We start from the raw sequence: 12,858 nt of genomic DNA on the forward strand, positions 1-12,858 counted from the left end.
GGACGGCACGAGCCGCCGTTGTGAAAAACGTTCCGCGGAAAGAGGAAAGCCGGGGGCTGCTGTCGGAAGGCGTGGCCCCTCTCCACCATATCTTCCCGATAAAGCCTTTTCCGTTTGAAACGCTTCACGTTTCGCACCATACGGCTTGTCGCTCCGCGAAAAAAACGGATGTTCCCACTCACATTGGGCCGGCGGCATTTGCTGTCGCCCTGCGTGTTGCCTTTTTTCAAAGACAACACCTTGTAAAAGCGCGCTGGGGGAAGGGTGGGGGGCCTGGGGGGAGCGACCGCAAGGCGGCCCGCAGGGCCGTGCCCGTCAGGCGACGCAGGAGCCTTACGGGCATCGACAGCAGAGCTACCCCCTCTCGCGCGAGGGGAGGGGGTTCCCCTCCCCCCAGACAAACAGCGAATGGCATCAGCACCTAGTCCACAGCATAGCAGCGGGCGAGGTCCTCCGGCGTTTCGCGGCGGCGGATGAGGCGGGCCTTGCCTTCGGCGTCGATGAGCACCTCGGCGCAGCGGCAGCGCTGGGTATAGGAGGAGGACATGGAGAAGCCGTAGGCCCCGGCGTCAAGGATGCCGAGGATGTCCCCCTCGTGCAGGGCGGGCAGCAGGCGTTTTTTGGCGAGGATGTCCCCGCTTTCGCAGATGTTGCCCACGATGGTCTGTTCCTTTTCGGCGCGGTCGGCCGTGCCGGCGGGGCCGGCGTAGATCTCCAGATCGTGGAAGGAGTCGTACATGGCCGGGCGGGCCAGCACGTTGAAGCCCACGTCCGTGCCCACATAGCAGGTCTCGCCGTTGTACTTCACATTGTTGACGCCGGTGAGGATCATGCCGCATTCGGCGGCCACATAGCGGCCCGGCTCCACGAGGAAACGGCCGGCATATCCCGTTTTGGCGCTCCAGCCGCTGATGAGGGCGTGGAGCTTCTCGGCCAGATCGGCCATGTCCAGGCGGGGCTGTCCTTCATATTTATGGTAGGGGATGCCGAAACCGCCGCCGAAATCGATGATCTCCAGACCGCGCAGCACGTCGGCGGGCAGGCGTTCGGCCAGCTCCAGCAGCACGGAGGCCGCCGCGATGTAGCCGTCGGCTTCCATGAAGAGGGAGCCGATGTGATGGTTGATGCCGGCCAGGCGCATGTCGTGGCGCTTGAGGATGGCCAGCACCTCGTCCAGCAGGTCGGGGGTGACGCCGAACTTGGTCTCCTTGCCGGCGGTGATCACTTTCTGATGATGGCCGGCGCCGATGCCGGGATTGAAGCGCACCATGACGCGCCCGCCGCGGTTGAGGCGGCCGAGGGTCTCCAGCTGGGAGAGGGAATCCACGCTGACGAGCACGCCCTGGTCCAGCGCGTGACGCATCTCGTCGGCGGAAATGTTGTTGGCGATGTAGAGGATCTGATCCGGGGTGAAGCCGGCCAGCTTGTCCAGATAGAGCTCGCCGGGGCTCATGGCGTCCACCACGAGGCCTTCCTCGCGGATGATGCGCAGCAGCACGGGGTTGGCGTTGGCCTTGACCGAATAGTTGACCCCGAAGCCGGCATGGGCGGACAGGGCCATCAGTTCGCGGCAGCGGCGGCGCAGCATGTTTTCATTGTAGACATAGAGGGGGGAGCCCCATTTTTCCAGCAGCTGGGCCGGCGTGTTGTCGCCGAAGAAGGAGATCTCGTCGCTGTAGCGGGAACGGATGTCGGACATGGCATACCTCGATGGCGGCTGCGGACGCCTGCGGCGTCCTGAATTTCAAAAGCAAAAAAATATGCGTCCGGCGGGGGAGGCTTGTCAAGCAAGAATGGCTCGCAATAACGTACGCCGCGGCAGGCGGCGCGGGCGGCGGGACGATTGACAGGCAGGGGCAATCATGCTTTGGTGACGGGTCAGGGAACGTCAGGCCGCAGGCGGCGAACCGTGGCGGCAGCCCCTGTTTTTCCGCAACTTACAAGGCATCGGGAGAAAAAATTTCTATGCCCATCACAACTGGCGACACCGTGCGTGTGCACTATACGGGCACGCTGGCCGACGGAACGGTCTTTGACTCCTCACGCGGGCGCGAGCCCCTTGAATTCGTGCTGGGCGGCGGCATGATCATCCCCGGCTTCGAGCAGGCCGTACAGGGACGCGAAGCCGGCGGCACCGTCACGGTCACCATCGCGCCGGCCGACGCCTACGGCGAGGCGGACCCGGACCTCGTGTTCACCGTGGACCGCGCCCAGATGCCGGACAATATCCCGCTGAAGGTGGGCACGCCCCTCCAGCTCTCCAGCGAGCAGGGCCAGATGGATGTGGTCATCAGCGAGGTGACGGAGACGGAAGTCACCCTGGACGCCAATCATCCGCTGGCGGGCAAGGAACTGACCTTTGAGATCGAGATCGTCAGCGTGGCCTAGACCTGTTGACGCATGAGCAAAGAGCACTCCAAACAGGTAAAGCATATGATCTGCGCATGAGCTTATGTCCGTTGATGCTCGCCAGCCGCATGCCCCGCAGTTCCCCAGGTAAAAGCGCGCTGGGGAAGGGATGGGGGGCGTGGGAGGAAGGGAAAACCCTCCCTCGCCGGCGGAGGGGTTTCCCTTCCTCCCCCAAAAAAGCTGTGCAGAGCGTCAACAGGTCCTCAACGCTCCCGCGCGCAGGCCCCGACAGGGAGGATATATGAGCAACTCCGCACGACAGAACGCCATCCAGGCCATCACGTCCTACAAGGACGAGGCCAATATCGACTACGCCAGAAACCGCCCCGTGGATTTCTACGGCTGCAACGTCTTTGACGACAAGGCCATGCGCGCCCGTCTGCCCAAGGACGTGTACAAGTCCCTGCACAAGGCCATTACGCTCGGCGAGCGCATGGACCCCTCCATCGCCGACACCGTGGCCGCGGTTATGAAGGACTGGGCCATCGAAAAGGGCGCCACGCATTTTGCCCACATTTTCTATCCCCTCACCGGCCAGACGGCGGAGAAGCACGACAGCTTCCTCATGCCCGACGGTTACGGCGGCGTCATCGCCGAATTTTCCGGCAATATGCTCATCCGCGGCGAGCCGGACGCCTCCTCCTTCCCGTCCGGCGGACTGCGCTCCACCTTCGAGGCGCGCGGCTATACCGCCTGGGACGTGACGAGCCCCGCCTACATCATGGAGAACCCCAACGGGACCTTCCTCTGCATCCCGACCATGTTTCTCTCGTGGACGGGCGTCGCGCTGGACAAGAAGACCCCGCTGCTGCGCTCCGGTCAGGCGCTCAACCGGGCGGCCCGGCGCGTGCTCAAGATCTTCGGCATTGAACCGGAACTGCCCATCGTCTCCTTTGCCGGGCTGGAGCAGGAATACTTCTGCATCGACCACAACTACAATTTTGCCCGTCCCGATCTGCAGGTGGCGGGGCGCTCGCTCTTCGGCGCGCGTCCGGCCAAGGGGCAGGAATTCAGCGATCAGTATTTCGGCGTCATCCCGCAGCGCGTGCTTTCCTACATGATGGAAGTGGAGTACGAGCTCTACAAGCTCGGCGTGCCCGTACGCACCCGGCACAATGAGGCCGCGCCCAGCCAGTACGAGATCGCGCCCCTTTACGAGGTGAGCAATCTGGCGGTGGACCACAACCATATCATCATGTCCACCCTGCGCAACGTGGCCAAGCGCTACGGCCTCAAGTGCCTGCTGCATGAGAAGCCCTTCCACGGGGTCAACGGCTCGGGCAAGCATGTGAACTACTCCATCGGCAACCGCGAGCTGGGCAGCCTTTTCGATCCCGGCGCGACCCCGCATGCCAACGCCAAGTTCCTTGTCTTCTGCTCGGCCATGATCCGCGCCGTCCACAAGTACGGCGGCCTGCTGCGGGCCACGGTGGCCAGCGCCAGCAACGACCATCGCCTGGGCGCGCATGAGGCCCCGCCGGCCATTATGTCCATCTTCCTGGGCGATCAGCTGACGGAGGTCTTTGAAGCCTTCCGCGCCGGCCGGGTGGAGAACGCCGCCAACGGCAAGCCCGCCCGCATGATGAACGTGGGCGTGGACACCCTGCCGCCCCTGCCCACCGATCCCGGCGACCGCAACCGCACGAGCCCGGTGGCCTTCACGGGTAACCGCTTCGAATTCCGCGCGCTGGGCTCCAGCCAGTCCGCCGCCGGCTCCATCACGGCGCTCAATGCCATGATGAGCGATTCCCTCAACCATGCCGCCGACTATCTGGAAAAGGAGATCAGCGCCGGCAAGGACGTCAACGCCGCCATCCAGTCCTATGTGGAGCACGTCATCGAGGAGCACAGCGCCATCATCTTCAACGGCGACGGCTACTCGGAGATCTGGCACAAGGAGGCCGCGCGGCGCGGTCTGCCCAATCTGCGCAATACGCCCGAAGCCCTGCCGGAACTCATCCGCCCGGAAGTGGTGGCTCTCTATGAGGGCAACGGCATCCTCAACCGCGCCGAGCTCAAGGCCCGGCACGACATCTATCTGGAACAGTATTGCAAGACCCTCCGCACCGAGGCGACCCTCGTCATCCGCATGGCCCGTACCATCATCTTCCCGGCGGGCATGCGCTATCAGGGCGAGCTGGCCGAGACGGCCGCCCGCATGAAGGCCGTGGGCATGGACATCCGCGTGGACATGCTGCGCGACGTGACCGAGCAGCTCCGCGGCATGCAGGATGCCGTGGTGCGGCTGGAGACCGCGCTGGGCGGCGTGGACGGACAGAGCGACCTGCTGACCCGCGCCCGCCTCTACTGCGAAGAGGTGCTGCCTCTCATGGGCGAGGTGCGCCGCTACGCCGACCTGCTGGAGACCCGCGTGGCCGATGATCTCTGGGATCTGCCCAGTTATCAGGAGATCCTTTTCGGCAAGTAGACGGAAGCGGCGAAAGCCGCCGCTCGGACCGCCGGAGGCGTCTCCTCTTTCCCGCATGCAAAGACGGGCCGGTACCGCGAAGGTATCGGCCCGTTTTCGTCACAGGCAGAGGATCTCCCCGTCCGCCGGAATGAGGAGACGTCGCTCCAGCCCTTCGGCCGCGGCGAAGGCCCGCAGGCCGGCGCGGTCGAGGCAGGCGTGGTTGACCGCGTCCATATGCGTGGCGATGAGCGTGGCGTCGGGCGCGGCCTGCGCCACTTCCCGCACGCCGTCGACGCCCATGAGGATGGGGGTTCCGTCGTACATCTGGGCATTGGCCGCATTGAGCGCGATGACCTGCGGCCCGTGGGTCGTGATGGCGCGTTGCACGCCGCCAAACCAGAGCGTGTCGCCCGCGGCGTAAAAGACCTTCTCATCCGGGGCGCGCAGCACGAAACCGCAGGCCTCGGCAGGCAGAGCGAATTTCCGGTAATAGTAGGCGGCGGTCACGCCGTCGCCGTGCAGGGCCTCCGTCCTGTACAGCTCCACCTCTCCGAAGCGGACGCCCTCCGCGGCAAGCGTCGTGACGTGGCAAAAGCCAAGCGCCCGCATGTCGCCGGCCTCCTTTTCGGACTGCACGAAGACCGGCATCGTCCTGGGCAGGGCCTGCGACGCGTGGGCGTCGAAATGATCGAAATGATGCATGTGGGTGACGATGACCGCATCCACGGCAATGATGGCTTCCACGGGGAGCGGCAGCTCCACCAGCGGATTGGCCAGATCGTTGTAGGGAGAAGGGACGGGCGGACAGGAGCCGCGCGGGGCGAAAAAGGGATCGACAAGGAAGCGCGAGCCGCCGAAAGTGACGATGCTCGTTGCGCCGCGGATCTGCTGGAACTGCATGAAGCACCTCTGCTGAAGGACGTTGCGGCATCCGCGCACGCGCAAGGGCGGCGTGAGGACGTCGCCCGCCCGCACGGCGGGGGTGGCGGAGGCCGTTCCCTTCATGGTAGCATGGGCGGGACAGATGGCAAGAAGGCACTTTTTCCATAGCCAGTACCCCGGAGGATACTGTGATGAGACGACAGGACGACGATGCCGGGCAAGATGAGCGGCCAGCCGTGCCGGCACTGGAAACGCATTGCCCGGTGGCGGCCACGCTCCAGCTCATCGGCGGCAAGTACAAGGGGCTGATCCTCTGGAATCTCATGGACGGGGCACGCCGATTTTCCGCATTGCGGCGGGCGGTCCCCTGCGCCACGCCCAAGATGCTCACCCAGCAGCTGCGCGAGCTGGAGGCCGACGGCCTGATCAGCCGCACGGTTTACCCCGTCGTGCCCCCGAAGGTGGAATACGCCCTTACCGATCTTGGAAAGAGCCTTCACCCCGTGCTGGAAGCCATGCAATCCTGGGGAGCGGCCTATCTGGCGCGGCAAGGACGGTGCGGTCATATGTCCTAGAGCGGATTCGCAGGGAAATCGTGTCTAATCTCCCTGCTGGCGCTGCCCTCACACTCCACATTTTCACTGTGGAATTGCTCTAACGGGGAAAGCATGCGTGTGATCAGCCGCGAAATGGGCTATGCGCCTATTCCGGCCGAGCAAGTAGCTTGACGAAACAGGGGAATATTTTTACAAAAAAAAAATTCTGTGCATGGAGTCGTCAGCGATGTCAAAGTTTCCCCACGTCTCTCTCTCTCTCTCTCTCTCTCTCTCTCTCTCTCTCTTGCTGATATAAACACCACCACAGGGCTACCGTCGCGCCGTCATGCTAGCGTCTTTTGCCGGCATGCGCCGTCCTTCCCGCTGGCGTGCATCATCGCACACGAACAGGGGAGGGCTGCCGCATGAGCCCTTTGTCCGTCAATCACAATCTCATGGCCTGGGACGTGTCCCGTCAGCTGTCGGCGCATTACGACTCGCTGGCCGATTCCGTGCGTCGTCTCTCTACTGGGCTGCGTGTGGAGCGGGCGGCGGACGATGCGGCCGGGCTGGCCATTCGCGAGCTCATGCGGGCGGATATCAAGGCGCTGGGGCAGGGCGTACGCAACGCCAATGACGCCATCTCCATGATCCAGACGGCGGACGGGGCCTTGCAGATCATCGACGAGAAGCTCATCCGCATGAAGGAGCTGGCCGAGCAGGCGGCCACCGGCACGTATGACTCCACGCAGCGTCTCATGATCGACAGCGAATTCCAGCAAATGGCCTCGGAGATAGACCGTATTGCCAAGGCCACGGAATTCAACGGCGTGAAACTGCTGGACGGCTCCCTTTCCGGCCGGCATGACGGATCCGGCGCAGGCAGCAAGGACGGCCTGTCCTCAACGGGCGCGCTCAAGGTGCATTTCGGCACGGCCAACGACAGCGCGGAGGACTATTACTATGTGGAGATCGGCAATTGCACGCTGGCAGGGCTGGGGCTACGGGAAGGCGCAGCCGAGCCTGTTGCACGTAATGCGGATGCAGCGGTGGCTCCCCTGCAACAGCTGACAGGGGAACACAAATATGCAGATATTGGTTTTGGTCCTGATTTCAGCGAACTCAACGACTTTGCAGATTTCCAGGAAGAACGCTTGGAAGTCGGAACGATGCCGACTTCCATTTTCAAAGCGAAAGAAGGAAAATGGTATGTCGGATGTGCAAATGGTCAGGGATATGAAAATGCTCTGCTGTTGATTCCTGCCGGCACAAAAAATTTTGTATTCAATCAAATCGGCGCAGCATATGCGACTACAGCCGACAACGATATCCAGCTTTTTACCAGAGATGGAAAACATCTGGCTGGGACGTTTCCCATCCCTGAATATTATAGATTTATGGCTGGTCAGGATGTCAGGCTGGAAAAAGTTTGCGATAAAATAGGATTCACTATAGATGAGTATGATGCTACGTATGTGAATACCGGCCCCGTGGTGTATGATAATGGAGAAACGCTGTCGTTTACTTCGTATAACGGTATGAATATAGGTTTTTCAAGAGATTATACGCCTGCCTTTACGCCCTTCCCAAGCTATGAGATTTTGACCATCGATGTCGTGACGGAGGATCTCGTCATCTGGCTGCCCGGCATAGCGGGTGCTGAGTTCAAGTACTATACACGCGATGGCGGTGGGGGACAGCCCGCCACTCCTGGTGGGGAGATGGCTGTTGGTGGCGACATCATTTCCATCAAGACGCAAGAGCTCGCCCAGCAGGCCTTGAGCCGTCTGGACAATGCCATCGTCCGCAAGGATGAGATCCGGGCCCATCTTGGCGCGACGCAGAACCGTCTGGAAAATACGGTGACCAATCTCAATGTGCAGGCCGAGAGTTTGCAGGCCGCCGAGTCCCGCATCTCCGACGTGGACGTGGCGACGGAGATGACGACCTTCGTCCGCAATCAGGTGCTGACCCAGTCGGCCACGTCCATGCTGGCACAGGCCAACGCCTTTCCGCACATGTTGCTGCAATTGTTGCAGGGGTAGCCCGCCGCCGGACGACCGCTGTCCGCTGGCGAAAGAACGTCTCTCATCGGCTCACGCTTGACAATGCCGGGCCTTCGGCCTATCCTCCCAAAAAATAACGACAACAGGTAAAAACTATGTCCCTTTCCTTCCGCACTCAGTTCAGCTTTGCCGCGTGGTGGTGGCGTTCTGACGTATGCAGGGGGGACGTGCGGGCCTTGCCCGCCGCATAGCGTTATCTGTTTTGCCACTGGCTGATAAGACGCCGTCCCCCGGGACGGCGTCTTTTTTTGTTTCATGGCCCGGCCTTTCTCCGCCAGAGCGTTTTGCCGCTGAAGAAAACTCTGGAGACCCGCCGCGCCGAAACCCGGACAACACGAGGACAGAACATGCACGAACCCATCAGCACCTCACACGCGGAAAAAGCAGCGGAACCGACGGCGCAGCCGCCATGCGTCCTGCGGCAGCAGGCGCGCTGGCTCCCGGCGGATATGGATACGCCCATCAGCCTTTTTCTGGGCATGGCGGGCCACGGCGACGGCATCCTGCTGGAAAGCGCCGAGGTGGACGGCCGCTGGGGGCGTTACAGCGTGCTGGCCTGCGACATGGCCCTTGTGCTGACCTGCCGGGAAGGGCATCTTGCCGTGGACATCCGGGACGAGCGCCTTGCCCCGCTGGCCGTGCATGACGGCCAGCCGTATGTGGAAGGCTTGCGCGCCCTCATGCGGCATGTGCGGATAACGGCCCCCGAGGGCATGGACGTGCCCCCCATCACGCGGGCGCTGTACGGCTGGCTGGGCTTCGGCATGGCCAGACTGTTCCACCCCACGCTGGCCGGGGTCATGCCGGAGGCCGAAGCCGAGGCCATGCTGGTGCTGCCGGGCACGGTGCTCCTCTTTGACCATCTGTACAACCGGCTGTGCCAGATCAGCCTCGGCGAACACCGGGAGGTGCACAGCGGCCGGCAGACGGCCGACGAGGCATCGTCGGATGCGGGCGAAGTGACCGCCAGCCCGGATGAAGCGGGCTACAAGGCCGTGGTGGAGCGCATCCGTGCCATGCTGCACGCGGGCGAGGCCATACAGGTCGTGCCGTCGGTGCGCTTTTCCACTCCGTTTTCGGGGGATGCCTTCACGCTCTACCGCCGCATGCGCCGCTACAACGCCTCCCCCTACATGTTCTATATGAAGATCGGGGACATGACGCTTTTCGGCTCTTCCCCGGAAGTCATGGTGCGCTGCACGCGCGGCAAATTGCAGCTGTCGCCCATTGCCGGCACGCGGCGGCGTGGCCACGACGATGCGGAAGATGCCCGTCTGGCCCAGGAATTGCGGGACGATCCCAAGGAGCGCGCCGAACACGTCATGCTGGTGGATCTGGGCCGTAACGATCTGGGGCGCGTGGCCCGGCCCGGCAGCGTCACCCTGGAGCGCCGCATGGAAGTGGAGCGATTCTCCCACGTCATGCATCTGACCAGCCGCGTCACGGCCCATCTGGACGAGGGCAAGGATGCGCTGGACGTGCTGGCGGCCACCTTCCCGGCGGGTACGGTGAGCGGCGCGCCCAAGGTGCGGGCCATGCAGATCATCCGTGAGATGGAAGGACGGGGACGCGGCCCCTACGCGGGCTGCATCGGCTGGCTGGGGCTGGACAAGGATGCCGTGCATCTGGACACCGGCATCACCATCCGCAGCATGTGGCTCAGGGACGGCGAACTGTGCTGGCAGGCCGGGGGCGGCATCGTCCACGATTCGGACCCGGAACTGGAATGGAAGGAAGTCTGCAACAAGTCGGCCATCATGCGCCTTGCCCTGCGTAACGAGGAAAAATGCCATGTTTCTGCTCATCGATAATTACGATTCCTTTACCTACAATCTGGTGCAGGCCTTTTATGCGCTGGGACAGAAGCCGCTGGTGCTGACCAATGACGACCCGCGCATCCTCGAGCTGGCCCGTGACCCCGAGCTGCGGCAGGTCTGCATTTCGCCCGGGCCGGGACGGCCGGAGAACGCCGGCCTCTGCCCGCGCTTCCTGGAGCTGCTGCCCACGCACATCCCGGTACTCGGCGTCTGCCTCGGGCATCAGCTGCTCGGCCTGCACGCCGGGGCGCGGGTGGAGGTGGGGCCCTGCATCATGCACGGCAAACAGTCGGAGATCGTGCACGACGGCAGCGGTCTCTTCGACGGCCTGCCCAATCCCCTGCGGGTGGCGCGCTACCACTCGCTGGTGGTGCGCGATGACGGCCCCGTCTCCATCCCCTTCACCGTGACGGCCCGCGCCCCGGAAGGCGAAGTCATGGCCCTGCGCTATGATGACCGGCCGTGGGTGGGCGTGCAGTTCCATCCCGAATCCATCCTGACCCCGGAAGGGCTGCGCCTGCTGGGCAACTTCCCCCAGGCTATCTTGCCCGCCGAGGCCAATGCCCTGCACATGGACCGCATCCTCGAGCGTCTGGCCCGGCGCGAAGACCTCACCCCGGACATGGCGGCCGCCGCCTTTGCGGCCCTTATGGACGGCAAGCTCACCGCCGCGCAGGCCGGAGCCTTCCTGCTGGCCCTGCGCATGAAGGGGGAATGCGCGCTGGAGCTGGCCCATGCCACGCGCGCCGCGCTGGCCCGCGCCGTGCGCGTGGACGGCGTGGGGAGCGCCATCGACGTGGTGGGGACAGGCGGCGACGGCCGCCACTCCTTCAATTGCTCCACCGCCACCTCGCTGGTGCTGGCCGGTATGGGCCACAAGGTGGTCAAACACGGCAACCGGGCGGTGTCCTCCACCTGCGGCAGCGCCGATGCGGTGGAAGCCCTGGGCATCGACCTCAAGACCGATGCCGCCGCCGTGGCCGACATGGTGCGGGAACGCAACTTCGCCTTCCTCTACGCGCCGCACTTCCATCCGGCCTTCAAGAATATCGGCCCGCTGCGCAAAGAGTTGGGCGTACGCACGCTGTTCAACCTCCTCGGCCCCATGATCAATCCCGCCCGCCCCAGCCATCTGCTCATGGGCGTTGCCCGTCCCGAGCTGCTGCGCCTCGTGGCCGAGACGCTGGCCCAGTCGCCGCTGGAACGGGCGGCCGTGGTCTGGGGCGCGGGCGGCTATGACGAACTGACCCCCATAGGCCCGGCGGACGTGCTGCTGCTGCAACACGGCAAGATCTCGCCTCTGCCCCTTGACCCCGCGGACTTCGGCATCCAGCCATGCACTCCGGAAGATCTGGCCGTCAACAGCAAGGACGAAGCCGTGGCCGTGCTGCGCGAGCTGCTGGCCGGGCGCGGCAGCCGCGCCATGCGGGACATGGTGACGCTCAATGTGGGCCTGGCCCTCTATCTGCTCGAAGACGCGCCCACGCTGGAGCTCTGTATGGCCCGCGCCCGCGAAGCCGTGGAATCCGGCCTGGGAAGGAGAGTGCTCCATGCGGCTTGAGCGCTTCCTCTGGGCCAAGGCAAGCGAAGTGGCTGCCCTGCGCCGTCAGGAACGGGAAGGGGGGCTGCCCGCCCCCTTCACCGGGCCGCGCGACAACTTCCTCGCAGCCCTGCGCCGTCCCTCCGGTCAGGCCCCGCTGGCCGTCATTGCCGAATACAAGCGGGCCTCGCCCTCCCGCGGCGTCATCTGCCGCGACCTGACGGCCGCCGAGGTCGCCCGGCAGTACGCGCAGGCCGGAGCCGGAGCCCTCTCCGTCCTCACGGAAGAGCGCTTCTTCCAGGGGCGGCTGGACTACCTCGCCGAAGCCCGCACCGCCCTCAGGGACGCCGGTTGTCCCGTGCCCCTGCTACGTAAGGACTTCCTCTTCGATCCGCTCCAGATAACGGCCACGGCCGCCACACCGGCGGCGGCCCTGTTGCTCATCGTGGGCCTGACGCCCGACGTGGCCCTGCTGCGTCAACTGCGCGAGCAGGCCGAGGCCCACGGCATACAGGCCGTAGTCGAAGTCTTCGACGCGGACGAGCTGTCCCTCGCCCGCGCCAGCGGGGCCCGCATCATCCAGGTCAACGCCCGTGATCTGGCGACCCTGCACGTGGACCGCACCGCCTGCCTCGATATCGCCCGCCGCTTCCCCCCCCAGGACGGCGAATGCTGGATCGCCGCCAGCGGCATGGACGCCCCGGAACATCTCCGCGCCGCCGCCGAGGCCGGCTATGACGCCGCCCTCGTGGGCACAGCCCTTATGAAGGACGGCCAGCCCGGTACCGCCCTGCGTTGTCTGCTGGCCGGGAGGTGATGCGGGGGATGTTTTTTGCGGGGGAAGGGGACCCCCCCGCCTCGCGCGGGCGGGGTTCCCCTTCCCCCGCCCCCCCAACCCCTCCCCGGCGCGCTTTACCGGGAGGGGTGAAGGACATCGTTTCCCGTAAGTGATCGCTTCCCTGTCCCGTCCCCCGGCGTACTCCCCATGCCGCCGGGGGACGGAGGAACTGGGGCGGGGCGGCGATATTATGAGCTGGGTACTCCCCATGCCGCCGGGGACGGAGCAGGCAGGGGGCGGCCTGCGGGATACGACGGCGGGAAGCTGACCAGAAGAAAAGTTTCGGGGGGAGGGGGCGCGGGGGAGGGGGACCTTTTCAAAGGCCGGCAGATTGTAAATTGAAAGTTAACAGAGGGCTTG

At 64.4% G+C, this 12,858-nt stretch carries 8 protein-coding genes and 2 pseudogenes; 8 read left to right on the top strand and 2 right to left on the bottom strand.

Going from position 1 to position 12,858, the window contains the following annotated elements; translation table 11 throughout:
- Window positions 1-421: 421 nt before the first annotated feature.
- Complete coding sequence (gene lysA / locus Q0J54_RS02740) at window positions 422-1,699, bottom strand: diaminopimelate decarboxylase (RefSeq protein WP_296303827.1); 1,278 nt, start codon at window positions 1,697-1,699, stop codon at window positions 422-424.
- 266 nt (window positions 1,700-1,965) lie between these two features.
- Here lysA and Q0J54_RS02745 point away from each other — a divergent pair, with 266 nt between their 5' ends.
- Together Q0J54_RS02745 and Q0J54_RS02750 are read left to right on the top strand one after the other, a co-directional pair.
- On the top strand, window positions 1,966-2,388 hold the full coding sequence (locus tag Q0J54_RS02745) for a peptidylprolyl isomerase (RefSeq protein ID WP_296303829.1): 423 nt from the start codon (window positions 1,966-1,968) through the stop codon (window positions 2,386-2,388).
- Window positions 2,389-2,650: 262 nt separating this feature from the next.
- Entirely contained in the window at window positions 2,651-4,837 is a 2,187-nt protein-coding gene (locus tag Q0J54_RS02750) for a glutamine synthetase III (protein WP_296303831.1), read from the top strand.
- A 99-nt stretch (window positions 4,838-4,936) separates the two neighbouring features.
- Here Q0J54_RS02750 and Q0J54_RS02755 read toward each other — a convergent pair whose 3' ends face one another.
- Entirely contained in the window at window positions 4,937-5,719 is a 783-nt protein-coding gene (locus Q0J54_RS02755; protein WP_296303833.1) for an MBL fold metallo-hydrolase, read from the bottom strand.
- 173 nt (window positions 5,720-5,892) lie between these two features.
- On the opposite strand from Q0J54_RS02755, the gene Q0J54_RS02760 reads away from it, so the two are divergent.
- The 6 genes and pseudogenes from Q0J54_RS02760 (at window position 5,893) to Q0J54_RS02785 (ending at window position 12,477) form a co-directional block, all read left to right on the top strand.
- A complete protein-coding gene (locus Q0J54_RS02760) occupies window positions 5,893-6,276 on the top strand; it encodes a helix-turn-helix domain-containing protein (protein WP_296303834.1) in 384 nt (127 codons plus the stop codon).
- 386 nt (window positions 6,277-6,662) lie between these two features.
- Window positions 6,663-7,241, top strand: a pseudogene (locus tag Q0J54_RS02765) (flagellin); the annotation flags it as partial.
- Between the two features lie 741 nt (window positions 7,242-7,982).
- Window positions 7,983-8,282, top strand: a pseudogene (locus Q0J54_RS02770) (flagellin); the annotation flags it as partial.
- A gap of 470 nt (window positions 8,283-8,752) precedes the next feature.
- A complete protein-coding gene (locus Q0J54_RS02775) occupies window positions 8,753-10,114 on the top strand; it encodes an anthranilate synthase component I family protein (protein WP_296303840.1) in 1,362 nt (453 codons plus the stop codon).
- Window positions 10,095-11,681, top strand: a complete 1,587-nt coding sequence (gene trpD / locus Q0J54_RS02780; protein ID WP_296303836.1) for an anthranilate phosphoribosyltransferase — start codon at window positions 10,095-10,097, stop codon at window positions 11,679-11,681. Before Q0J54_RS02775 ends, trpD begins: the two co-directional genes overlap by 20 nt.
- On the top strand, window positions 11,671-12,477 hold the full coding sequence (locus Q0J54_RS02785) for an indole-3-glycerol-phosphate synthase (RefSeq protein WP_296303839.1): 807 nt from the start codon (window positions 11,671-11,673) through the stop codon (window positions 12,475-12,477). The genes trpD and Q0J54_RS02785 overlap by 11 nt, the downstream gene beginning before the upstream one ends.
- Window positions 12,478-12,858 lie beyond the last annotated feature (381 nt).

It is taken from the genome of uncultured Desulfovibrio sp., from assembly GCF_944324935.1.
Taxonomy (GTDB): domain Bacteria; phylum Desulfobacterota; class Desulfovibrionia; order Desulfovibrionales; family Desulfovibrionaceae; genus Desulfovibrio.

Excerpts from the sequence above, each read along its gene's own strand:
- Q0J54_RS02755 (WP_296303833.1), bottom strand. The coding sequence starts at position 5,719 with ATGCAGTTCCAGCAGATCCGCGGCGCAACGAGCATCGTCACTTTCGGC.
- Q0J54_RS02775 (WP_296303840.1), top strand. The coding sequence starts at position 8,753 with ATGGATACGCCCATCAGCCTTTTTCTGGGCATGGCGGGCCACGGCGAC.
- Q0J54_RS02760 (WP_296303834.1), top strand. The coding sequence starts at position 5,893 with ATGAGACGACAGGACGACGATGCCGGGCAAGATGAGCGGCCAGCCGTG.
- Q0J54_RS02745 (WP_296303829.1), top strand. The coding sequence starts at position 1,966 with ATGCCCATCACAACTGGCGACACCGTGCGTGTGCACTATACGGGCACG.
- lysA (WP_296303827.1), bottom strand. The coding sequence starts at position 1,699 with ATGTCCGACATCCGTTCCCGCTACAGCGACGAGATCTCCTTCTTCGGC.
- Q0J54_RS02750 (WP_296303831.1), top strand. The coding sequence starts at position 2,651 with ATGAGCAACTCCGCACGACAGAACGCCATCCAGGCCATCACGTCCTAC.
- Q0J54_RS02785 (WP_296303839.1), top strand. The coding sequence starts at position 11,671 with ATGCGGCTTGAGCGCTTCCTCTGGGCCAAGGCAAGCGAAGTGGCTGCC.
- trpD (WP_296303836.1), top strand. The coding sequence starts at position 10,095 with ATGTTTCTGCTCATCGATAATTACGATTCCTTTACCTACAATCTGGTG.